Origin of the sequence: Halostella pelagica (assembly GCF_004762015.1) — an archaeon.
GTDB classification, from domain to species: domain Archaea; phylum Halobacteriota; class Halobacteria; order Halobacteriales; family Natronoarchaeaceae; genus Halostella; species Halostella pelagica.
The window spans coordinates 298296-321627 of record NZ_SJES01000002.1 but is presented as its reverse complement, the minus strand read 5'-3'; the positions used below and the strand labels follow the sequence as shown (position 1 = coordinate 321627).

The 23332-nt window shown below is 60.3% G+C and carries 23 protein-coding genes; 11 read left to right on the top strand and 12 right to left on the bottom strand.

Going from position 1 to position 23332, the window contains the following annotated elements; all coding sequences use genetic code 11:
• Window positions 1–116: 116 nt before the first annotated feature.
• The 5 genes from EYW42_RS06060 (at window position 117) to EYW42_RS06040 (ending at window position 4835) form a co-directional block, all read left to right on the top strand.
• Window positions 117–296: a hypothetical protein gene (locus EYW42_RS06060; protein WP_135534357.1), complete on the top strand. Its 180-nt coding sequence runs from the start codon at window positions 117–119 to the stop codon at window positions 294–296.
• On the top strand, window positions 293–1909 hold the full coding sequence (locus EYW42_RS06055) for a sodium:solute symporter family transporter (RefSeq protein ID WP_135534356.1): 1617 nt from the start codon (window positions 293–295) through the stop codon (window positions 1907–1909). The genes EYW42_RS06060 and EYW42_RS06055 overlap by 4 nt, the downstream gene beginning before the upstream one ends.
• 119 nt (window positions 1910–2028) lie before the next feature.
• A complete protein-coding gene (locus EYW42_RS06050) occupies window positions 2029–3297 on the top strand; it encodes a M24 family metallopeptidase (RefSeq protein ID WP_135534757.1) in 1269 nt (422 codons plus the stop codon).
• A 232-nt stretch (window positions 3298–3529) separates the two neighbouring features.
• Window positions 3530–4246 (top strand): EthD domain-containing protein, encoded by a 717-nt coding sequence (locus tag EYW42_RS06045; RefSeq protein ID WP_135534355.1) that lies wholly within the window; start codon window positions 3530–3532, stop codon window positions 4244–4246.
• A 1-nt stretch (window position 4247) separates the two neighbouring features.
• Window positions 4248–4835 carry an HD domain-containing protein gene (locus tag EYW42_RS06040; RefSeq protein WP_135534354.1) on the top strand — a complete coding sequence of 196 codons (588 nt, stop codon included), beginning with the start codon at window positions 4248–4250 and terminating at the stop codon, window positions 4833–4835.
• 146 nt (window positions 4836–4981) lie between these two features.
• Here the strand turns inward: EYW42_RS06040 and EYW42_RS06035 are convergent, their stop codons facing one another.
• Both EYW42_RS06035 and npdG read right to left on the bottom strand, forming a co-directional pair.
• On the bottom strand, window positions 4982–6343 hold the full coding sequence (locus EYW42_RS06035) for an NAD-dependent succinate-semialdehyde dehydrogenase (RefSeq protein ID WP_135534353.1): 1362 nt from the start codon (window positions 6341–6343) through the stop codon (window positions 4982–4984).
• Between the two features lie 129 nt (window positions 6344–6472).
• Window positions 6473–7138, bottom strand: a complete 666-nt coding sequence (npdG, locus tag EYW42_RS06030) for an NADPH-dependent F420 reductase (RefSeq protein WP_135534352.1) — start codon at window positions 7136–7138, stop codon at window positions 6473–6475.
• A 529-nt stretch (window positions 7139–7667) separates the two neighbouring features.
• Between npdG and EYW42_RS06025 the strand changes: the two genes are divergently transcribed.
• The 3 genes from EYW42_RS06025 (at window position 7668) to EYW42_RS06015 (ending at window position 9536) form a co-directional block, all read left to right on the top strand.
• On the top strand, window positions 7668–8672 hold the full coding sequence (locus tag EYW42_RS06025) for an LLM class flavin-dependent oxidoreductase (protein WP_135534351.1): 1005 nt from the start codon (window positions 7668–7670) through the stop codon (window positions 8670–8672).
• Window positions 8673–8897: 225 nt separating this feature from the next.
• Entirely contained in the window at window positions 8898–9149 is a 252-nt protein-coding gene (locus EYW42_RS06020) for a BolA family protein (protein ID WP_375137123.1), read from the top strand.
• Window positions 9150–9194: 45 nt separating this feature from the next.
• The gene (locus tag EYW42_RS06015; RefSeq protein WP_135534350.1) at window positions 9195–9536 is read left to right on the top strand and encodes a glutaredoxin family protein; all 342 of its coding nucleotides are present in this window, start codon (window positions 9195–9197) and stop codon (window positions 9534–9536) included.
• Window positions 9537–9710: 174 nt separating this feature from the next.
• Here the strand turns inward: EYW42_RS06015 and gfo6 are convergent, their stop codons facing one another.
• On the bottom strand, window positions 9711–10781 hold the full coding sequence (gene gfo6 / locus EYW42_RS06010) for a D-xylose 1-dehydrogenase Gfo6 (protein WP_135534349.1): 1071 nt from the start codon (window positions 10779–10781) through the stop codon (window positions 9711–9713).
• Window positions 10782–11043: 262 nt separating this feature from the next.
• Between gfo6 and EYW42_RS06005 the strand changes: the two genes are divergently transcribed.
• Window positions 11044–12990, top strand: a complete 1947-nt coding sequence (locus EYW42_RS06005) for an archaea-specific SMC-related protein (RefSeq protein ID WP_135534348.1) — start codon at window positions 11044–11046, stop codon at window positions 12988–12990.
• A 446-nt stretch (window positions 12991–13436) separates the two neighbouring features.
• Here EYW42_RS06005 and EYW42_RS06000 read toward each other — a convergent pair whose 3' ends face one another.
• The 4 genes from EYW42_RS06000 to EYW42_RS05985 form a co-directional block, all read right to left on the bottom strand.
• Window positions 13437–14207 carry a creatininase family protein gene (locus EYW42_RS06000; RefSeq protein WP_135534347.1) on the bottom strand — a complete coding sequence of 257 codons (771 nt, stop codon included), beginning with the start codon at window positions 14205–14207 and terminating at the stop codon, window positions 13437–13439.
• Window positions 14208–14364: 157 nt separating this feature from the next.
• On the bottom strand, window positions 14365–14586 hold the full coding sequence (locus EYW42_RS05995; protein WP_135534346.1) for a hypothetical protein: 222 nt from the start codon (window positions 14584–14586) through the stop codon (window positions 14365–14367).
• 130 nt (window positions 14587–14716) lie between these two features.
• On the bottom strand, window positions 14717–15904 hold the full coding sequence (locus EYW42_RS05990; RefSeq protein WP_135534345.1) for an AI-2E family transporter: 1188 nt from the start codon (window positions 15902–15904) through the stop codon (window positions 14717–14719).
• 53 nt (window positions 15905–15957) lie between these two features.
• On the bottom strand, window positions 15958–17184 hold the full coding sequence (locus EYW42_RS05985) for an iron-containing alcohol dehydrogenase family protein (protein ID WP_135534344.1): 1227 nt from the start codon (window positions 17182–17184) through the stop codon (window positions 15958–15960).
• A gap of 201 nt (window positions 17185–17385) precedes the next feature.
• Here EYW42_RS05985 and EYW42_RS05980 point away from each other — a divergent pair, with 201 nt between their 5' ends.
• Both EYW42_RS05980 and EYW42_RS05975 read left to right on the top strand, forming a co-directional pair.
• Window positions 17386–17727: a helix-turn-helix domain-containing protein gene (locus EYW42_RS05980; protein WP_135534343.1), complete on the top strand. Its 342-nt coding sequence runs from the start codon at window positions 17386–17388 to the stop codon at window positions 17725–17727.
• A gap of 2 nt (window positions 17728–17729) precedes the next feature.
• Window positions 17730–18032: a DUF7521 family protein gene (locus EYW42_RS05975; RefSeq protein ID WP_135534342.1), complete on the top strand. Its 303-nt coding sequence runs from the start codon at window positions 17730–17732 to the stop codon at window positions 18030–18032.
• A gap of 98 nt (window positions 18033–18130) precedes the next feature.
• On the opposite strand, the gene EYW42_RS05970 is transcribed toward EYW42_RS05975, so the two are convergent.
• From EYW42_RS05970 to EYW42_RS05950, 5 genes are all read right to left on the bottom strand, one after another.
• A complete protein-coding gene (locus tag EYW42_RS05970; protein WP_135534341.1) occupies window positions 18131–18730 on the bottom strand; it encodes a SprT-like domain-containing protein in 600 nt (199 codons plus the stop codon).
• Between the two features lie 81 nt (window positions 18731–18811).
• On the bottom strand, window positions 18812–19474 hold the full coding sequence (locus tag EYW42_RS05965) for a sirohydrochlorin chelatase (RefSeq protein ID WP_202613820.1): 663 nt from the start codon (window positions 19472–19474) through the stop codon (window positions 18812–18814).
• A 243-nt stretch (window positions 19475–19717) separates the two neighbouring features.
• On the bottom strand, window positions 19718–20527 hold the full coding sequence (locus EYW42_RS05960; RefSeq protein ID WP_135534340.1) for a class I SAM-dependent methyltransferase: 810 nt from the start codon (window positions 20525–20527) through the stop codon (window positions 19718–19720).
• On the bottom strand, window positions 20520–21266 hold the full coding sequence (locus tag EYW42_RS05955; RefSeq protein ID WP_135534339.1) for a phytanoyl-CoA dioxygenase family protein: 747 nt from the start codon (window positions 21264–21266) through the stop codon (window positions 20520–20522). The genes EYW42_RS05960 and EYW42_RS05955 overlap by 8 nt, the downstream gene beginning before the upstream one ends.
• 68 nt (window positions 21267–21334) lie before the next feature.
• Window positions 21335–23245 carry an ABC transporter ATP-binding protein gene (locus EYW42_RS05950; protein ID WP_135534338.1) on the bottom strand — a complete coding sequence of 637 codons (1911 nt, stop codon included), beginning with the start codon at window positions 23243–23245 and terminating at the stop codon, window positions 21335–21337.
• Window positions 23246–23332: the final 87 nt, after the last annotated feature.

Below are 23332 nucleotides of genomic sequence, written 5' to 3'. Positions count from 1 at the left end.
AGGAAGTTTTATTAATATACATTATGTCTCTCGAACTGTATGGTAAACGTTGACTGTCGTCATTATCCGGCACGGCGTAACAAACAATCGCGGCGCTCGCTCGGAGGTCAATGAAGATGCTGTATCTGCTCGGATTTCCGACTCCCGTTCTGGAGATCTATCTGCTGCTCGCGGGGTCGGTGATCGCCTTCGCGCTCTACTTCGCGCTCACGTTCGAAGACGTCGACAGGACTGAGACGGCAGACCGAACGGAGGGCCCGGAGGACGACGAGCAGGTCACGGAGGTGAGCGGATGACGGCCTCGTCGCTCGCGCCGCTTCAGACCTGGGGCGGCGAGATAGGAGTCGAATACTACTCCCAGACCGCCGTGTTGTTTCTCGTCATCTTCTCGCTCCTGATGATCGGGATCGGCATCGTTGCCTCCCGGTACCAGACGAACCAGGAGGAGTACTTCGCGGCCGGTCGCCGCGGTGGCCTCATCGTCATCGCGCTGTCGATGTTCGCGTCGATCCAGAGCGGGTGGGGGATGATCGGCGTGACCGGAACCGGTTCGCTGCTCGGACCCGAGTACCTGATGCTCGTCGCCGCAGGGACGCCGTTCGGGTTCGTCCTCTCGTACTGGTTGCTCGGGCGGAAGATGCGGATGCTCGGCGAACTCCGCAACGCGATGACCGCCCCGGACGCGATGTACTACCGGTTCGAGGACGAACGGGTGCGTCTCCTCGGTATCGCGTCGGTGATCCTCGGTAGTATGGGCTACCTCGCGGCCCAGTACGCGGCGTTAGGGATTATCGGGGCGCTCATCCTCCCGGTCAACTTCTTCGAAGCGTTGCTGATCGGCCTCGTCATCGTCGGTTTCTACACGGTCGTAGGCGGTATGCTCGCGGCGATCTGGTCCGACGCGATCCAGGGGGCCATGATGGTGATGGGAGCGATCCTGACGGCCTATTTCATCATCACGAACTATCCGGGCGGGACCGACGCGATGGTGAGCACCATCTCGACGCAACAGCCCGAGTTCTTCAACTTCACGCTCCTGGGGATGGACGGTATCGCCGGGATTGGACTCTTGCTGTCCGTCATCGTCATCCAGTTGACCGTGGCCGGACAGCCCCACGCGACGACGAAGTTCTACATGATCAAGGACGTCTCGCTTCTCAAGTGGGGCGCGCTGATCACGGCCTTCAGTTACATGCTGACCGCGCTGTACTGGGTTGCCGCGCCGTTCGTCCGAGCAGGGATCCTCAGCGGGGAGATCCCTGATCCCGGGAACCCCGACGCGGCGCTGCCGCTCGCGCTCGTCGAGTTCGCGCCGGACATCGTCGTCGCGTTCGTCCTTACATCGGTCATCGCCGCCATCATGTCGACGAGCAACGGGTTCCTCAACATGAGTTCGGCGGCCGTCGTCCACGACTACTTTGTCGAACACCTCGACCGGGACCTCACCGACGGTCAGGAGGTCCTGTACGGTCGGGTCACGACGATCGCCATCCTCGCCGCCGCCGGGCTCCTCGCGGCGACGTTCCCCGGGCTCATCTTCGTGCTCGGTGCAGCCGGCTGGGCTATCTTCGCCGCCGTCATCTTCCCCTGTGTCGCGATCGCCTACAACTGGAAGGGCGCGACCGCCGAAGGCGCTCTCTGGGGAAGCCTTACCGGTCTCGGCCTCACGCTCGTTCTGGCCTACGGCGTGGAGTATCTCAGCCTGAGCCTCCCGATGGGTATCCTCGGCGGTCAGCTTGCGATGGTCATCGGATACGTCGTGTTCGTCGCCGTGTCGCTCGTGACGTCGACGAACACCTACGAGGACCTCGATCCGGACATCCAGGAGATCATGGACCTCGGACGGACCCGCGGCGGCAGCGTCTCGTCGCGGCGGATACCGGACGAACGTGCGTCTGACGACGACTGACGCGCTCTCGGCTCCGTTTTTGACTGTCGCGTTCGACGCCCGGAACTGACGGATCGTCCCGCGGAATTGTCCAGACCGATGGTTCTTAGTAGAGCAACGGAGATGTATCACTCATGTCGTTGTACGAGCGGGACTTCATGGAAGGCACCCGCGGCACGCAGGCGGTCGACTGGGAGGAACGGATAGACGTCAAGCGTCTCCGCGAGGAGCGATACGAGAAGGCGCTCTCGCGGCTACAGGACTCCGAGATGGGGTCGATGCTCCTCGTCTCGGACCCGAACATCCGCTACGTCACTGGGCTGGCGATGACCGGCGGGTCCGGGGCGGACCACTACACGCTCCTCACCGAGGACGGAGATGTCGTCCACTGGGACACCGCAGACCACGCGTCGAACCAGCGGTTCAACTGCCCGTGGCTGAACGACATCCGGTACGCCTGCCCCGGTCTCGGTAACGTCCCGCGAGCATCCGGGCGCGACTCGGCGCGGACCTGGCTCAAACAGAAGATGGCCGACCTCGTCTACGAGGCAATGGAAGAGTACGGCGTCGACAAGGCTCCGATGGGGCTCGACGTGGGTAATCAGGGACTCATCTCCGCGTTCGAGAACGACGGCGTCGACGTCCGGACCAAGGAGTGCGTCGACGTGATGCACGACGCCCGGAAAGTGAAGACCGAGGACGAGATCGAGTGCCTCCGGATGGTCGCGGCCATCTGCGAGGCCGGGTTCCAGCAGATCGTCGACAACGCCAAGCCGGGCAAGCGCGAGTCCGAAGTCTGGGGCGACGCCGTCCGAGAGATCTGGCGACACGGCGCGATGGCACAGGGCGGCTACGTCACCTCGGGACCCAACACCTGGCCGAAACACCAGGCGAACACGACCGACCGGATGATCCGCCCGGGCGACATCGTCTACGCCGACTTCTACAACATCGGCTACCTCGGCTACCGCTCCTGTTACTACCGGACGTTCTCCATGGGCGAACCGTCGCAGGCGCAGAAAGACGCCTACGAGAAGGCGCGTGACGACCTCTACGACGTGCTCGAACGCATCGAACCCGGCGCGACGACCGACGAGATCTGCAAAGGGTTCCCCGACGAGGAGGGCGAGCACATGGACTGGTACGACGCCGACGAGTTCTGGCAGATGACGACCAACCACTGGGCCCACGGGCTCGGCCTGCAGCTCTACGAACAGCCGCTCATCTGGCGCGGTCTCTCGCCGGACCATCCCATCGAGATCGAGGAAGGGATGACGATGGCCGTCGAGACGATGCAGCCCGCGGACAATCAGGGCGTCCGCGTCGAGGAAATGGTCGTCGTCCGCGAGAACGGCGTCGAGATCCTCAGCCAGTGGCCCGTCGAGGAGATCACACAGATCGACTGCTGAACTGCGCGGTCTGTTACGCTCTCTGGCGTAGCTGTTTCGAGCATAACTGTTTCGCAGCTATCTCTGCTGTAACTGGTTCAGATAGCTCGCGTGGCTGTCCCGCGAACCCCTCCAGCGATCCACCCATTAGCGAACTCGCGACGACAAGCGCTGTTCGGTGTCTGTCGACGGATTCGAAGGGATGGAAGGCACATGATTTATAATACGGCGTAGCGATTAGGATCGTGAACGCATGTACAAGCACGTAGCCCTGCTCGTCCGCAAGGACGGGATGAGCCACGACGAGTTCGTCGACTACTGGCAGAACAATCACACGCCGATCGCCCGCGACATCGAGGGCGTCACGCGGTATCAAACAGTTCTCCCGACAGATCCGGAAAACGCCGAGTTCGACGGCCTCGCTGAACTGTACTTCGATAACCTCGACGACCTTCACGAGGCGCTCGGGAGTCCCGGAAGCCGGGATTACGACCCGACGAAGGAGGTGGCGGCCGAGGCCCGCGATGACGTGGACAACTTCCTCGACGTGCAGGAACGACCCCGAGTCATCGGCGAGGAGATCATCCAGAAAGACGAAACTGACGGCGATACGACCGACCTCTACAAACACTCCGCGTTCCTCGTGCGCCAGGACGGAATGAGCCACGAGGAGTTCGTCGACTACTGGCAGAACAACCACACGCCGATCGCCCGCGAGATAGAGGGCGTCGTTCGGTACGCGACCGTGTTGCCGACCGACCCGGAGAACGCCGAGTTCGACGGCATCGCCGAACTGTACTTCGAGGACAAGGACGCGCTTTACGACGCGTTAGGGAGCGAGGGGTCGCGCGATTACGACCCCGACCGCGGCAAGGCAAAGGAAGCACGGGAAGACGTGGACAACTTCCTCGCTCTGGAGAAGCGCCCCCGGTTTATCGGGCAAGAAACAGTCCAGAAAGACGAGTCGTAAAATGACGGATCACGAGGCGCAGATCCGCGAGGCGTTTCCGGAACTAGACGGCATCGACGACGAGGTGCTCCGGGACAAGGTCGTCGAAGCGTGGCGTCTCGGTCTCGAACGCGGCGGATGGCAGGATATCTTCGACATTCCGTACGCCTGGAACATCCACGAGGTAACGAACGTCGAACACGTCCGTGGCGTTACGCGCATCGCCGTCGATGCCGCGAAACAGCAGCGGGACTTCCACGGCGCAGACCCGGACATGGACGTGGTACGGGCCGCGTGCTTGCTTCACGACGTCGGCAAATGCTACGAGTACGTCGACCACGTCGACGAGGAGGTCCTCGATGGGACGGACCCGGAGTACGCGACCGAAGAGATCCCGCACTCCATATCCGGGTACGCGCTGGCTCACGAAGTCGGCTGTCCGCTGTCGGTCCAGCGCGCCATCCCGCATTTCATCGGCGAGGTGCCGACGCGAACGCTGGAGGCGGAACTCGTCAAGAGCGCGAACTCCGCGTCCTCCAACGCTATCACGCAGGCTGCGATGGGGATCAGTCTCCAGGAGTGGGTCGACCAGTACTCGCAGACGCAGTGACGACGCGGCCGGTGCTGTTACGGTTTCGGTGACGTTTCCGTTTTGTTGTCTATCTCTTCTGTGCCAGTCGAACCGTCAGCGGGTGCGCCGCCGAAGCAGACCGGCCGCAGCGGCTTGTGACCGTGCGCACCCGCCCGGCTGACAGCCTACTCGACCCAGACCGTCTTCCGGTTGACGAACTCCTTGATACCGGCCTCCGAGAGTTCGCGGCCGTAGCCCGAGTCTCCGATACCGCCGAACGGCACGCGCGGGTCGGACTTCGTTAGCTGGTTGATGTACACGCACCCGGCCTCGATATCGCGGGCGAGGCGCTGGCCGCGGTCGCGGTCCGCCGTCCAGAGGCTCGCGCCGAGTCCGAAGGGGCTGTCGTTCGCGAGCGAGACGGCCTCCTCCTCGTCGGAAACCTCGTACACGGCGGCGACCGGTCCGAACGTCTCCTCCGTATCGACGGGACAGCCGTCGGGGATCTCCGTGAGGACGGTCGGCGGGTAGTACGCGCCGTCTCGGTCGAGGGGTTCGCCGCCGGTCCGGAGCGTCGCGCCGGCGTCGACGCTCGCCGCGACCTGGTCGTGAAGTTCGGCCATCAGGTCCGGGTCGGCTTGCGGGCCGACGTCGGTCGCTTCGTTCATCGGGTCGCCGACGGTCTGGCTCTCGAACGCCGCTATCAGCCGGTCGACGTACTCGTCGTAGACGGCTTCGTGCACGATGAACCGCTTCGCGGCGATGCAGGACTGTCCGCCGTTCTTGTTGCGGGCGAGGACGCCCGCTTCCACCGCCTCGTCGATGTCAGCATCGTCGAGAACGATGAAGGGGTCGTTTCCGCCGAGTTCCAGCACGGTCTTTTTCAGCGACTCGCCGGCGGTCGCGGCGACGGCCCGGCCCGCCGGACCGCTGCCGGTCAACGTGGCCGCGCGAACGCGGTCGTCTTCGAGCACGTCGTCTACTGCCCCCGACCCGATCATGAGCGTCTGGAAGACGCCCTCGGGGTAGCCCGCTTCGAGGAAGACCTCTTCGAGCGCCTGCGCACAGCCGGGAACGTTCGACGCGTGCTTGAGAAGCCCGACGTTGCCGGCGGTCAGATACGGCGCGGCGAACCGGATGACCTGCCAGAAGGGGTAGTTCCACGGCATCACCGCAAGAACCGGTCCGAGCGGGTCGTGAACGGTCCTGACGTTCGACCCGGGCGGGCTCGGGTGATGGTCGGCTTCGAGGTAGGCGCTCGCGTGTTGGGCGTAGTGATCACAGACCCACGCGCACTTTTGCACCTCGCCGCGTGCCTGCGAGATGGGCTTGCCCATCTCGCGGGTCATCAGTTTCGCGTACTTGTCCTCGTTCTCGCGAAGGACGTCGGCGGCCGCCGCGAGCAGTTCCTCCCGCTCTCGCATGGGGCGCTCGCGCCAGTCTTCGAACGTCTTCACCGCGGTCCCGAGTTTCGCTTCGACCGTGTCGGGACCATCTTCTTCGTACGTTTCGAGATGCTCACCGGTAGCGGGGTTGATCGAATCCATCCTACGGTTACTTCTCGGATCCCGGCAATAATGTTTGCGCTCCGAACAAGTGGGGGTCGGACCGTGTGAGAGATCACGACCCCGTCGGCGACGCCGGCTAACGCGGCGATACCCTCTCCCCGTCTGGGATCAGTGAAACGAGACGCCCAGGTCGTGCATTCCGTCGTTCTCCATCGCGAGGTTGATCAGTAGCGGGGTCATCGATTCGACCTCGGCGCTGTTTCGCAACGAACCACCGTCAAGCGCTCGCAGGCCGTCGATCTCCTCGGCCAGCGTCAGGACTGTGGCCTTCGCGTCGTCGTCGTCGCCGGTGACGATGACGTCAAACCCGAGTTCGTGGTCGAGATCGGTCAACGCGCCGGCCGCGAGGTTCTGAAACGCACCGACTACCGGTACCTCGTCGGGCGCGGCGTCGGCGACCAACTCGGCGACGCTTCCGTGGGACGGCGGGTCGTAGTGAAAGCCGTCGTCGTCCCGGTCGATTCCGACTGCAGGCGTGACGAGGACGGTGTCTTCGGTCAGTTCGTCTGCGACGGCTTCGACGGTGTCCGAGACGTGATACGGCGGGACGCAGACGACGACCACGTTCGCGCCGGAAGCGGCTTCCGCGTTCGCCGCGCTCGCGAGGTCGGCAGTCAGGTCGTCGCCGAGTCGCTCGACGTACTCCTCCGACGCCGCGGCGGCTTTCTCCGCTTTCCGCGATCCGATGACGACCTCGTGGGCCGTGTCGCGCGCCAACCGAAGCGCTAGTCCTTTACCGATATCACCAGTCCCTCCGAGTAACGCGATTCGCATACGGTACGCGTTCGGCCGCCGACGTCAATATCCTTCCTATTCCGGCAGGTTCCGATCCTGTTCGAGCGGGAACGCCGACGCCCCAAACAGTTGGTATATGTTAACTCGCACATCCTTCGAATAGCTCGGACAAATATTGTAGTGATCTGTATGTATCGTCCTAGGGAAGGCGTTGTGCCGACGCATCTCTCAGGGCTGTCGACCCCGATCATCCGGTCAGGACGCCTTCTCACTCTGCGTTACGGACTCGACATCAGGCGATCGAATCACCGTTCTATTCGATATTTTCGAATCAGGCTGTCGTCGGCTACTGCGTTTGATACAGCCGAAGACCTGCGGTACGGGGCGATAGACGGCGTATTTTCACGCGGAGTACGGGTTCGTTTACAGGATTATCTCTGTAATACTGTGTCCGATCTCGCGATGTCGCTCTTTCGGATCTGGGGCGGACGGAGCGGGTCGAGTTTCGCCGTCTCTACACGAAGTGTGCCTTCAGAACTATTATTACGGTCGATCTGCACTATTACGTATGGAAATCGGCACTGGGTTGTTCACCTGTCAGCAGCGGCCTGACGACGACCGGTCGATGGGTACGATCTATCAGGAAATGTTGACGCTCGCCCGAGAGATAGAAGACGCCGGGCTCGCGAGCGCCTGGGTCTCGGAACACCACTTCATGGAGGACGGCTATCTCTCCGGAACCATGCCGTCGCTCGGGGCGCTCGCCGCCGAGACGACTGACATCGAGATCGGGACCTGTATCGGACTCGCGCCGCTTTATGACTCCGTCCGCCTCGCAGAGGACGCTGCGACGGTTGACCTGCTCTCGGAAGGGAGGTCGACGCTCGGCCTCGCTATCGGATCGAACCCGGACGAGTTCGAGGCGTTCGGCGTTCCGATCGAGGAACGAGCGGAACGCCTCGCTGACACCGTCGAAGTCGTTCGGAACGCGTGGTCGGAGGGACCGCTGGAGTACGAATCGGAGTTCCACGACATCGATCCGGACGTGACTGTCACGCCGAAACCGGAGCGGGAGGCCCCGATCATGCTGGGCGGTGCCGCAAAACCCGCAGTCCGACGAGCGGCGAGAACCGCCGACGGCTGGTGTGCACCGTCCTCGCTCTCGGTCGAGGGGGTCCGCAAGCGGAAAGAGGACCTCGAACGCGTTCGCGAGGAAGAGGGTCTCGACGACGACTTCACCGTCTACGTACTTCAACACGGGTTCATCGGCGACTCGAAAGAAGACGCCTGGGAACAGATGCGCGACGGTTACTTCTTCATCCAGCGTCGGTACGCGGAGATATTCTCCGGCGAGACGGTCGACGAGCTATCCGACGAGCGGAAACAGGAACTGAAAGACCAGGCTATCTTCGGCACCCCCGAGCAGGTGATCGACGAACTCGAAACGTACCGCGATGCTCTCGGCGACGACGTTCACTTCATCTTCCGGACGTACCACCCCGGGATAGGCACTGAGACCATGACGGAGTGCATCGAACGCCTCGGTACCGAAGTCGCTCCGCACTTCGACTGACCCCGCGGTTCTTTTCGCTGTCGTTTCACCCACGGCCGTGGTGTTTCTCGCGGGCGTTCTCGACATACCAATCAGATCCCGAATTATATCTATCTACCTTATATTTCACCGCCTCTGCCCTCGTCGGTGATTTCTCGTCGTGCCCTTTCGATCTCGTCCGCAGTACGCTTGCGGGACTCGGGCCCGATAGGCAACGTTTTTTCGCTCCGACCCGTCTGCTCCGTCATGGACCTGGAACTCGACGATATTGAACGGATAATCGAATCGAACGTTCCTGACGCGGACGCGGACGTAACTCAACCGCGCGGACCGGAGGACGACGACCATCTGGCGGCCGTCGTCGTCTCCCCGGCTTTCGAGGATCAGTCGCTCGTCGACCAGCACGAAATGGTGTACGACGCGCTCGATGACCACATGACGACGGACATCCACGCCCTGGAACTGAAGACGTACACGCCCGCGGACGCTCCGGAGTGATCCTCTGCCGGTAGCCATTTATTCGAGTACGCATCACTAGTGCGCATGGGATTCGAACCCGAAGCCGATCTTTCGGCCGAAGAAGTCAGCGAACGCGTCGACGCCGCCATCGAAGAGAACGACGTTGTACTGTTCATGAAAGGGACGGAACTCATGCCCCAATGTGGCTTCTCCCGTCGCGCGCTCGGCCTGATCAACCAGTATCGGGACGACGTGGAGACGGTAAACACGCTCGATGCGCTCGACGAATACCGCGCGGCACTCGAAGACCACAGCGGATGGGAGACGATCCCACAGACGTACGTCGACGGCGAGTTCATCGGCGGAAGTGACATTCTCGCGGAACTCGACGAACAAGGCGATCTGGAGGACGAACTCCAGGCCTGAACCGATCGTAGCGTTTCGCAGTTCCCTGCTGTGAGTAGCTGCGACGGCCGCTCGTAGAGGATCACACCGTACAGCTCGGAGCGAGTAGAGCAAGCATTGATGGTTACCTGGCTGTCTAAAGCGCACACTTATCACTATCCGAGAACTAATAGGAGCAGGTTTTACGGACTGAGGTCACGGCTCGATAGTCTCCCCGCTGTCGGCAGAGTCGTGGATGGCCTCGATGATGTGCATATCCGCTAACCCGTGCCGGCCGTCGGGGTAGATATCGCCGTCGCCAAGCAGGCGGTCCGCGAAGTAATCGAACTCCGCCTCCATCTCCTGCTCGGCGTCGAACCCGTCGTGATCTACCGTGACTGACACGTCCCCTCGGGAGAGGTGCAACGTCGCATCGCCGTGGAACGCGGGACGCAGTTCGACCTGTCCCTCGGTCCCGGTGATCGTCAGTTGCGTGTCGGAGTGGGCGTTCTGACTCGACGTGGAGACCATCTGAACGTCGTCCTCGAAGGCGATCATCGTCGATGCCCGCTCGTCGGGCACCTCGGAGAATGCCTCGTGACGCGACGCCATGCGGGATTCCACGGCGACTGCTTCCCGCCGCAGGAGGTATCGCGCAGTGTTGATCGAGTAGATCCCGAGATCCATCACCGAAGTACCGTAGCCGCTAACGTCTGGGTCGAGCCGCCACTGGTCGGGGTCGGGGATCATCTCCAAGAGCGGCTGGCTGTTGTGGCCGTAGACGGAGACGGGATCGCCGAGGAACCCGTCCTCTATCAACTCGCGGGCGCGTCGAACCGCCGGATCCGTCTGCATCCGGTAAGCGATCATGAGCGCCACGTCCGCCGATTCGCAGGCCTCCACCATCCGTTCGGCGCGCTCGACCGACGCCTCCATGGGTTTCTCGCAGAGGACCGCCTTGCCGAGGTCCGCAGCCGTCTCGACGTACTCTAGGTGGTACGCGTTCGGCGTCCCGACGTAAACCGCGTCGTACTCCTCGCTCGCCTCGCCCTCGTGGAACTCGTCGTAACTAATGCCTCTGGAGACGCCGTTCTCGTCCGCAAGGCGTTCCGCTTTGCCAGTCGAACTACTTACCAGTACGGTGGCCGCTCCGAGGTCCGATGACTCTATCGCCGGGAGTGCAACGTCTATCGTCCACCATCCGAGACCGAGCAGCGCGTATCGGATCTCTCCCTCAGTCGCGGTCTGCCAGTCCCGCGCATCGTATCCGTCGATCCAGGATTTCATCGCCGTAAGTACCATCTCGTTCAGTATAAATCTCGGGCCCCGCTGCCTGTCACCAAAAAGTGCGTTAGCAGTGCTTCGATAGACACCGTCTCCGGGTCGTAGAGCAGACGCGACTGATATCCACGAAGTACGTCGCCTTCGACCAGACAGGAACCCGTTCGATAGCGGATAAAGCGCAGGATAACCGGTGCGAACGACCCGTTTATCGAACTGGGCAGGGCGAATCAGAATTTATTAGTGTCGTAGATGCGTTAAACGAGGTATGGGAACGGCTAATATCGTTATCGAAAACATCGGTGGCATCGAGTCCGCGAAAGCGGAGCTACCACCTGGCGTGACGGTTCTCGCGGGGCCTAACGCATCGAATAAAACATCATTCCTCCGGGCGATCATGGCCGGACTCGGCAGCAACGAAGTATCGCTCAAGGGCGACGCTGACGAAGGGCGCGTAGAACTCGAACTTCAGGGCGAAACGTACGAACGGTCTTTCACCCGCGCCGGATCGGATGTCGTCGCAGAGGGTGACCAGTATCTCGACGACCCCGACCTCGCGGACCTCTTTGCGTTCCTGCTGAAGTCGAACGAGGCGCGCCGGGCCGTCGAGACGGACGCGGATCTGCGGGAAATCATCATGCGTCCCGTAGATACGGCGGCGATCCAGAACGATATCGAACGCCTGCAAGAAGAGAAGGTTCGACTGGACGACGAACTCGACGAGGTCGAATCGCTGAAACGGAAACTCCCGGACCTGGAACAACGAAAACAGTCGATAGAGGACGACATCGAAGCGAAACGCGAGGAACTCCAGGCGGCCGAAAACGACCTCGAAGAGGTCGACGCGTCGGTCGAGGACCAACGCGAAGAGAAAGACGAACTCGACGAAAAGCTCTCAGAGCTCAGTGACATCCGGTCCGAACTGGAGGACGTCCGATACGACATCGAAACGAAACGCGAGAGCCTGACCTCGTTGAAAGAGGAACGTCGCGAACTGGAAGAGCGGGAGGAGTCTATCGAAGCGGTACCTGACGAGAAGCTAGAGAACATAGAGGACCACGTCGAGGACCTCCGACGGCGGAAGCAGTCAGTCAACGCCGAGATCAGTGAACTCCAGAACACGATCCGCTTCAACGAGAAGATGATCGACGAGGCCAACGAGGGGAAACACCCTGCTATCGAAACCGTTCCGGACGGCGGCGGCGACAAGGGCGCACTCACCGATCAGTTGCTGGAGGGTGAGCAAGAGACAGTCTGCTGGACGTGCGGATCGCAAGTGGAGATAGAACGGATCGAGAACACGCTCGAAAACCTCAGAGACCTCCGGCGACAGAAACACGACACCAAAGGCGACCTCGAATCCGAACTCGAAGAGTACAAGCAGCGACAAAGCGAGTTCGAAAAACGGCAGCGGCAGTTCGACCGGGTACAGGAACGCCTGGCACGGACGGACACCGAAATCGATCAGACCGAGAAGGATATCGAACGCCTGACCGGCCGTAAGGAGTCGTTGATGGACGACGTCGAACGCCTCGAAACCGAGGTCGAGGAACTCGAATCGGAAACCTACGAGGAGGTGCTTGACCTCCACCGAACCGCGAACGAACTGGAGTACGAACTCGGGAAACTGGAGAACCAGCGCGACGAAGTGGCCGCCGAGATAGACGAGATCGAGTCCGAGTTCGAGCGCAAATCCGTCCTCGAGGACCAGCGTGAGGAGATCAAAGAGGAACTGGTCGACCTCAGAACGAAGATCGACCGGATCGAGGCGGACGCAGTCGAACAGTTCAACGAGCATATGGACGAAGTGCTGACTATCCTCGATTACGAGAACATCGAACGGATATGGATCGAAATCGTCGAGAAAGAGATCAGGGAGGGCCGTCGAACGGTCCAGCAGAACGCCTTCGAACTCCACGTCGTCCGCAGCAGTGACAGCGGCGTCGCGTACGAGGACACCGTCAACCACCTGAGTGAGAGCGAACGTGAGGTCACCGGTCTCGTGTTCGCACTGGCCGGATACCTCGTTCACGACGTGTACGAGAACGTCCCGTTCATGCTCGTGGACGCTCTCGAACCGATCGACTCCGACCGCATCGCGGCGCTCGTCGAGTACGTCGAGACGTACGTCGACTTCCTCGTGGTCGCGCTACTCACGGAGGACGCGGATGCACTGGAGATAGACCACCACCGCGTCGCCGAGGTCGGGTCGTAAACCGCTGTCCCCATCCGGTAACTGCTTTACGAACCTATTTGTGTAATACTCTCCGAGGTCGGAAATGATAGATAGTTTTCATGCTCTCCAAATGTGGTTCTTTATATTTGACTATATGAAAGATATAATACGGAACTGTTATTATTGGGTATGTTATCTCATTAACGTGCCTCGAAACAGGACGATAAAGCCAGATTGGTGGGCACTGTGGTAGTCCTACAGTGATATCCGATATTACCGGATAGATATCCTTGTGTACGGGCCAAAATCTGCGACTTCGCGACTACGTTCCGTTGGATATTCATAGAACTGTCGTCACGACTCCAATCAGGAGTCGTATCTCTCCATTCATCGGTGGAACCATAATATTCGCATATATGGATTCTATTTTATGTATAATGCCTATACTGGTATACAAAATTTGATAGTTGCGTGTGGCCGCGTTTTCACACGTGCTCGCGTGGGAGGAGGTCGTCGAACTCCTGACGAGAGAGCCACTCGCAGAGCGCGACGAGTTGCTCGGTGGCCGCCTCGAACATGCGCTCGCCCTTTGCTGCGGTGGAGTCAGTTTGATCTCCGAGGACGCCGTTTTCCGTGTTGTCCGCGGCGTCGTAAAACGTCCGCGCCCCGTGGCGTACCGTCCCTGCGTCGGCGACGCTCGGGATGCCCCCGTCTCGCGCATCGGCGAGTCGGTCGTCGTGGACCAGTTCGGGGGCTAAGTGCTGTATCATCGCTGTCTCCTTCGGCCCGCCGTGGGGACCGCTCTGTTCGAACAGTTCGTCGACCAGATCCGGGATGCTCTCGTTCCACATCCACTCGATAGCGTACGCGTCGTGGTCCTCGCGCAGTCGCCGTCCGACTTCGCGCAGGTGCGGAATGTTTCCTCCGTGCGCGTTCACGTAGACGACGCGGTCAACGCCGTGATACGTTAGATTCCGGGTGAGCGACTCGACGTACTCGCGAAAGGCCGGCGGACTGACCCACATCGTCCCGTGAAACTGTCGGTGGTGGGAACTGACGCCGATGTTGACTGTCGGTGTGCAGAGAAAGCCGGTCCGCTCCGCGGCTTCCCTGGCGAACGCCTCGGCGATGAGATGGTCCGTCGCTTCGGGCAGATGAGGGCCGTGTTGCTCTGTCGACCCGAGCGGAACTATGGCGAGTGATTCGTCGTCGAAGTACGAGCCCAGGTCCGGCCATGCTTCCGCGCCCAGATACATCGTCGGAACGAACGTTCTCAAACCGCTTCAAAAGTAGGGATCCGGGCAGTTCACGGCACTCCGTATTTATCCTCAGTCCCGGAGTCAGCGGTTCCCGCTCCCTTGGAGAACAGGCCGCTTGACCGCCGATACCCGGAAAACACCGGTATGGGGCTTGTTACACTTCAACTAAGGTCTCGGAGGGACACTGCGAGCATTTGTCGCTCGCGGGTTCGATGAGGACGGAGCCACAGGAGGGACACTCGTACAGGTCGGCGTTCGAGGCGTCCTCAGTCTGTGAAGGAGCATCACTGATGTTCGGCTCTTCGTCCGCTGACTCGGTGTCTGCGGGTGCTTCCGTACTCAGCGTGTTCCTTATGATCGTGATCACACTTTTCATATTCAGATGCGAAGCTACGGACACTGAATAGCTATCCTCCTAAACACTTGGGTCTGTGCGGTACTGACGTATACTCCCTGAGATGTCGTCGCTACCCGTTGTTTGCGGTCGATCCACGGACACCCACGACTTAGTCGTCTGACGTGCCGTCGTCATCCGGCTCCGCCTCGCTGCTGTCGATATCCTCGGCCGCGGACTGGGGGTCAGTTCCGACCGAGTCTCCCATAGATGCCGACGGAGTGATCCGCTCTCCATGGACGAGTTCCGGGAGGACGATTCTGACAGCCTCTAGCATCAGCACGAAAACGATCGGGAGGAGGAAAAACCCGTACCAGCCGAACAGGATCGGGCCGAGCAGGTAAGCGAACATCATCACTACCATGTCGAGCTGTCTGCCCGTGATGTACGGCTGGAGAAACGTCTGCGGGAGGATGTCGAGGAGGAGAAAGTAGACGAGAAGGGTCCCGCCGACGAACACCAAATGCGTCTCGTCCGTTCCAGTCGCCCGGACCGCGAGATAGGCGACCACCGGGAGGTACACGACCTTCCCGACGACGATCGGGATCAGACTAGCGATACCGGTCAGAACGGCGAGGACGAATATCATGGGGACGTGGAGGCCTTGCGGCGCGAGGACGTTCGTCCCCCAGTAGGTGACCCCCGCGATGATCGTCATGGCGACGACGAACAGGAGGTTACCGAAGAAGACGGACTCTAGGTCCTGGTCGACGGCCGCGGCGTACGCGTAGGCCGTAGTGTCGCGACCACCCGCTAACTCGAGGAATCCCTCGGTGAGTCCGTCGTCGTTTTCCAGGAGGAAGTACGTTAACGTCAGGGAGAGCGCCAGTAGCACGAGCGTTCCGAACACGGCCGAGAACACTCGCTGGCCCGTTTGGAGTATCGTCCGGAGTACCTGCTCGGGATTTTGGATCGACTGACCCGGGTTCTGGACGACGGCGAACAGCGTCTGTCGCTGCGACTCCGTCAGTAACTGAAGGTACTCTCCGAAAACCGGGACGGTAGCCGATCCGTTGAGAGACTGTTGAACTTCCTGAAACGCTCTGAAGCCGGTGTAAAACACCAGCAGAAAAACCGGGACGACGATCAGAAGGACCGTCACCCACGCCGCGACCCCGTCCGAGTCAATGAACCGTTCTAACTGTCTGTTGATCGGGCGAGTGGCGTAATATCCAAACGCACCGAGCGCGATCATCCCTACGAAGTTGTAAGCGATGAACGCCGCCACCACGGCGAGCAAGGCGACGAACGCCCACCATCCGGTTCGAGCACGTTCGTTCGGAACGTCGCCGTCTAGCATTCTATACGGAAATACGACATCCAGCGTGAAACGGATCGGGGCCGGCTACTGTCTCACCACGCCTCGCGAAGTACGGACTCAATGTCGGCCTGCGTCAGGTGGAGATCCGCCGGGGCGTTCGCCGTGAAACTGTCGTTCAGGACGACCTCGGCGACGTCGGGGAACGCGTCGCGGTCGAGGTCATCGATAGTCCGAAGCCGCGACGGCAAGCCGAGCGAGTTCCGGACCGCTGTGACGGCGTCGACGACGTCCGCCGCCACCTCCTCTGTGGACTTCCCGTCGTGCGGGACGCCGAGTACTTCGGCAAGCAGGTCGCGACGACCGTCGACCTCTCCGAACAGATACCGGAGCGCGTGGGGAGCGACGATAGCGTGAGCCTTCCCCTGTTGCACGTCGGAGTGCGCTGTTAGACCGTGACCGAACGCGTGGATCAGCGAAAGAGTCGTCCCGTCGGGGCGCGAGATGCCGTACTGGACGAGGAGCACTCCCTCGACGATCCGGTCCAGTGAGTCGCTCTCGTCGGAGGTTCCCCCAAGGGACGGTAGCCCTGAGCGCAGTAACGACAGACCCCGTGACGCTGTCGCGTCGGTGACGGGGGTCGCCCGCTGTGAGTACAGCGTCTCGATGCCCTTGTCGAAGCCGTTCATCGCGGACCCGGCGAGGATATCGCGAGGGGTGGTTTCGAACAGTTCCGGGTCGGAAAACACGGCGGTCGGCATCAACTGGGGGTCGCTGACGCCGCCGCTTACGTGTGTCTCGACGAAACTGTTCTCCGGCGACGCCGTGACACCGGCGACCTGCGAGAGCTCCGCGCCGGCAAGCGTCGTCGGAACGGCCACGATAGGCGGAATGTCGTCCGGAACTGAAACCGTTCCCCGCTCCGCGAACTCCTCGCCGACCGCCGCGGCCGAACGGTCCGACGCCGCGAGGACGGCGATGACTTTCGCCGTGTCGAGGCTACTCCCCCCGCCGAGGCTCACGACGACATCCGCGTCCGCCGCACGCATCGCTTCGACGCCCTCGACTGCGGTCCCCAGGCGCTTGGCCGGCGTCGTCTCGGCGAAGACGCCGGCCAACCGGTCGCCGAGCCCGGATTTCACGGGGTCGATCACCGCCGGCGTCGCTCCGACAGTCTCGCCACAGACCACGAGCGCCCGGTCGAGTCCCTGCGCGTCGAGTTCGTCGTCGAGGCGGGCAACGCACCCTCGCCCGAACCGGATCACGCCCGAATCGTAGGCAAACCGTTCGGCGCGTTTCGAACCGTTCTCCGTCTCGTCCATAGCGGAGCAACGAACCCACGAACACGTAACGGTACGGGATGGGACGGCGTCAGCCGAAGCGACCGTTCCTGCCGACGCGAGTGCCGGCGACACCCGACAAAACGTCATCCCGTCGCGTGCGGATGCGTTATCGGCCGCTGTCGCGCTAGGGGTTCTGATTTCATCTGTAACTTTAAGTCGGCTCCCCATCATATCTCGTCCGTGAGCGAAGATCCGGATGTAACCGCGGTCGCGACCGTCCTCGAGGACGACTGTGCCCGTTGCATCCTTCTTCGCGCCCGGAACGAACCTATGTCAGCAAGCGACCTGTCCGAGCGGTGTGGCGTGTCCGAGGCGACTATCTATCGACGGTTAGAGCCCCTCCGCGAGCACGATCTAGTCGTCGAACGAACGAAACCGGCCGAAGGCGGTCACCATTACAAGGAGTACCGGACGAACCTCGACCGGTTGACTGTTGATCTCACTGACGACGGGTTCGAAGTACAGGTCCGTCATCGCGAATCGATGGCTGACCGCTTCACGCGTCTCATCGAGGACATGTAACCATGATCGGACAACTCTCCGATATCGAACTCACCGCGCGGACGCTCGTCATGGCCAGCCAGATACTGGTCATCTTGCTCGGTTTCACTATCGTCTACATCGCTTTCCAGGGGTATCGGCGCAACCGGAGCAGACCGATGCTGTTCATCGCCGTCGGTTTCACGCTTATTATCGGCGTCCAGGCGATATCGGCCGGAGTGTACGTCGTTTTCGACGTGAGTGAACTCGCCGCGGGTGCCGTCTCGCAAGCGGCCCAGCTTTCAGGGCTGATATGCATACTCTACGCCCTCCGAATGGAGGGGTGACTCCTCCCACTCGGAAACGGTGGCGGTGACGACTGCCCGTCGCGGATGGCTGTGTCCTATTCTGAGCCAGCCAGTTCGTCGGCCTCGCCGTGTGTCGGTCACCACTCGTCGCCGATCCGTTCGCGAGCGTTCTCGTACTCGTTTTTCGTTTCCCATCGTTCACCGGTTTCGACGTGTTCGACGAGATATCGCGCTCCGCACGTTCCGCACCGCCTGTCGGCCGGGTCGGTGACAACCGTCGAGGCCCGGTGTCGGTCTGCAGTCCAACCGCAGTCGTCGTCCGTACAGCGGAGTCGCACCCGCGGTTCGGCGAAGGTCCGACAGTGTCTGGAGGCACCCACTTCGTCGGCTTTCCTGCGGAAGCGTTCACCGTGATCCGACTCACCGTACTGCTGGAACTCCCACGCGTGGACCAGTTCGTGACGGATCACGTCGGTGAACTCCGTCCACCCGTACGACTGGTACGCGTCCCAGGTCAGCCGTATCGTTACGGATCCGTCGCCGTCGTACAGACAGACCCCTGCCCGCCGTTTCGCCCGGTCGGATATCTCCCACGAGACTGCGTCGAGGTCGACGGCGATGTCGACCGTCGAGGCGTATGACGATGCCCGGGCGAGTAGTGCGTCCTCATCTTGGGGCGCTACGGGACTGTTCCCCTCCACAGCGGCACGATTTCGGGTTCTGTCGTGCGCGTCCATCGGATGCTGTAGCAGTTGTGGGTTGGCGTATTAGCCCCTTTGGTACTGTACCTGTAGGGGGCTGTCCTCGTAGCGAGGTGACTATCTGACTGAGTGGCTTTCGACGGAGCCGTTCTGGAGCATCTCATCTTCACGGGTAGTTGATGGCGGGCCGTCGTCGAGAGCCCGTTGCTTCTCGACTTCTGCTCTAATCGCGTCTGTTATGTGCGGATGGCTACTGAACGGGTCGATCCAGTCGACGTTTCCGCGTTCGAATCCGAGCTTACGCGACAGTTTAGACGTGTTCTCGTTCCGTGTGAAAAACAGCGGAACGGCGACTACACGACCGTTGGAAACCTCATAACGGACACATTCGATAGCCGGATCCTGAACGAGATGGCACGTTACCACGTCAGTATAGCTGGACTGATCCCGGATCCGGGCCGCGTGGTACTCGGCCGCCTGACGGTGATACGGTTTCGAACTACACCCCGAACTGACAAGTATCATAGAGGATTCCTCGTCAGCCGAGACCAGCCCCGACGTTCGGCGAACAATGATCTCGGTGACTGCGGGACTTCGGCCCACCGGTTCACAGTATCGAACGTCTCCAGAGATGTACGAGAGGGCTGTCGGAAGCCTCTCCATTGTGGTACTGGTGTGGGCAGTTATCACTGGAATCGCGTACACTCGCTCCGTCGTGATATCCGTGAATTGGCCTCGTAGCTCGCGCACTGGGTCTGTTTCGAACGTTGCGGTGTCCACTTCGTCAGCGAAACTCCGCTGACTGAGCCGTTTTGCGTGGCTGTCGAGAACGCCCGATGCGGTGTTCGTGCTGGGGCCGATGAGAAGGACTGTTTCGGTGGTCATTAATGTAGCTCGCGTTCTTACCCACAGTTTAGCCGTATTTCCTGTGGTAAAATAACCTTGAATATAATGAAACAAATAACTTGAGGCCGATCCGGGTGGACAGAACCGGACTCGCAGTTAGCTACTCCAAGAAACAGATCAGAGGTAGATGATCCCGATTCCGGCCCACGTTTGCTCCTGGCGTCCGACGATTTCTCTCGTCCTGTATCTCTCCTTGATTTCGTCCCAGAATCGGCTCACCTCGCAGTACGGGGTTTCCGGCCCCTTGATATCGTGTACCGCGACGATAGCGTCGTCCGCGAGGATCCGTTTGTACAGGTCGAAATCGGCTTTCACGCCCCCATACGTGTGATCCCCGTCGATGAATAGGAAATCGATATCCCGGTCTCCGAGGACGTTTTCGATCTGTCTTACCGTATCGTAACTGTGGGAGTTCTGTCGAACGAATTCCAGCCGTTTGTCGGCCGCGAACGAACGCATGAACTCCGCTCTCCCAGTCGAGTACCCACCGCCCATTCCGTCGCCAGGAACCCCGCCCGGGACATCGACACTCACGATCAGATCTGTCGTTTGAAGGTATCGACACAAGACGTAGAACGTTCCGCCCGTTGCAGTACCGATCTCTACGATGCTTTCGGGGGCGTGTTCGTCGAGAAGGACGGCGAGTTCCCGTAGTTCCTCCCGGACCTGCATCGGTTGAATCGTGAAGTACCGACCGTAGCCTCGAAAGGTATACCCCGTGTCGAGTACGTCTTCCAACGACGATTCCGTTTCCTGCCGGTCGTTCAGTTTCGAGAGGGACACCTTCCGGCAAAGGGAATCAACGACCTCGCTTCGCGATGCCGCAGTTAACGCTCGATGGATCTTGTACGGATCGCGGTTCGGGGTATGGTCGTGGCCCTCGTGGAGGAAGTAATTATCCACGGCGAAGGTCGCAGAATCACCCATCTTTGGAGACCCCTCGAACGTTCCCTCTCCGTATCATAACCGGGCACCCAACGTCGGGTAACTCCGACGGAACCGGCCGTTGATACATTACGCGATACGCGTATCGCGGCTGGGCGGTTGTCACATCGTCGCTACCGTGTATGAGATGGTGGTGAAACAGTAGAACGTCTCCAGCGTTCATTTCGATGTAGCTCATCGCCTCAGGGTCGTAGCGTTCGACGCCCCGGTCGGTACTCGTTTCTCTCCAAGTTGCGACTTCTTCCGGCGTATGTGACCCCTCGATCGCTTTCAGACAGCCGTTTTCCTCTGTGACATCGCACAACGGGATCCAGGCGATATATCTCGGCGAACCGGTGTACTGGGGATCCACCTCTCGGTGAACGCTGACTTCGTTGTCCGTTCCTGATGGTTTGTATATGATGTAGTTACTGTTCGTACAGATGTTCTCACCGAGTAGTCGTTCGACGATTTCGATAATTCGTTCGTCCTCGGCCAGTTCTCTGAACCCGGGATACTTCTTGTAGACATCTGGAACGATGCCTGCATCTCGTTGCGGGAGTAAGTACTCGTCTCGTAAACTGAACGGGTCGACGAGTCCGTCTTCTTGCTGGCTAATGATCTCGTTTATCAGTCCGCGTTTGGCCTCCACTACGTCCGTATCAAAAACATCGGTCAGAATGCAGTACCCGTCTTCGCTTAACTTCTTGACTGTCCGCTGAGTGTTATCGTCTTGATCCATAAAAAATGTATTAAACAAGGATTTATATAAATATTATCTATGGGGTGCTGAATACTCCCGATCCGAATTCAACTGGATTCCGACCGGCGCTTGAGTACTCGTTCGGTGAAATCCTCCGGAAGAGCGCCCACGTTGCCCGCCTGAATCTCCCACAGGTTCGCGTAGAGGCCGTCGCGAGCAAGCAGTTCCTCGTGAGTCCCTCGCTCTACGATCTGCCCGTCTTCCAAGACCAGGATCCGATCCGCGTCCCGGATAGTCGAAAGCCGATGAGCGATCGCGAACGTCGTGCGGTCCTCGGCCAAGCGGTTGATACTCCGCTGGATCAGGAGTTCCGTTTCCGTGTCGACGTCCGACGTCGCTTCATCGAGGAGGAGTATCTCCGGATCTTTAAACAACGTACGAGCGATCGCGACCCTCTGACGCTGCCCACCTGATAGCTTCACCCCCTGTTCACCGATCTGGGTTTCGTATCCGTCGGGCAGTTTTCGAACGAACGAATGGGCTTCCGCGGCCTTTGCGGCTTCGATAACCTCCGATTCGGACGCGTCGGGTGTCCCATACGCTATGTTCTGTTTGATAGTACCGGAAAACAGGAACGTCTCTTGGCCGACGTACCCGATGGTACTTCGAAGACTCTCGATCGTTACCGAAGATATGTCGGTCCCGTCAACGCTGACTGTTCCGCCGTCCGGATCGTACAGTCGAGGGAGCAGTTTTAGCAGCGTCGTCTTTCCCGACCCGGTTGGTCCGACGAGACCGATGTACTGACCCCCCTCGGCAGTGAAATCCACGCTCTCAAGCACTGCAGTGTCTTCGTACCCGAAGGTGACATCGTCGTACGAGACACGACCGTCAGTCACCGTCAACTCTTCAGCGTCGTCTCTTTCCGAGACCTGATTCGGCGTCGTGAGAAGCCCGAAGATCCGCTCGCTGGACGCTCGGGCCTGCTGATACAGGTTGATGATCTGGCCGACCGTCGAGAGTGGCCAGATGAGCTGTCTCGTGTAAAAGAAAAAGAGAACTAGCTCTCCCGCGGTTACGGTCCCCGCAAGTGGCCCCGGAGGACCGGTGAGCATCCACACACCCCCTACGAGGAAGGTGAGTGTGAAGCCGATCCCGGCAGGGAGCCTGATGCCCGGATGCATCGTCACTTCTGTCCGGATCACGTCCCACCTTGCGTCGTAGTAATCCTGTGACGCCTCGGCAAACCGGGTGGATTCGTACTCTTCAGCGGTGTGGGTTTTAATGACTTCAATGCCGTTGAGAGTGTCTTCGAGTCGAGCGTTGAGTTGGCCGACGCTGGCACGAACCCGCTCGTACCGCGACCCGATCGCCTCGCTAAATTTGTACGAAAATCCTGCGATGAGCGGGACGACAAGGAGCGTGATGAGTGCCAGTTGCCAGTTCGTGTAGAGGAGAACGGAGACGACGCCGACGATAAGCGCCGCTGTTCGGATCGTGTCACTCAGCGCGTCAGTGAGGAAGCTCTCGACGTTGTTGATATCGTTGTTGAGAACTGACATCAGTTCGCCGGTGTTCTCGTCGGTGAAAAATCCCATATCTGCCCGCTGTACTCTCTCATACAGGTCCGTTCGAAGGTCGTGTTGAACGTTCTGCGCAAACGATTTTAACTCCCAACCGCAGAGTACGTGCAACAGAGACTCCGTAAGGAAGGCGACCGCAACGACGAGTACGGCGAAAACCAACTGCTGCAGCGGTTGGTCGGGCACCCATCCGGTCGAGACGAGCGGAATCGCCTGCGGGCGTTGCTCGAGCAGGATAGTGTCGATCGCCGTCGCGAGTATAAACGGTGGAACGATCCCCATGGCACGAGCAGCTACGCCCGAGAAGAGTCCGACGATGAACTGTTTTTTGTAGCCCCATCCGTATTCGAGAAGAAGCTGACGTATGGGATGTCCGGCCTCCTCTCTTCCCCTACCACCCTGCCTCTCGTCCGACCCTACTATCCCCGGCGCCATTTTTGTGGGTGTTGTCGCCGTGAAGTTAAGAAACGTACCGATCGCGAACGACCCGAAGTACCGGTGACGCGATGAAGGAACGCTCCC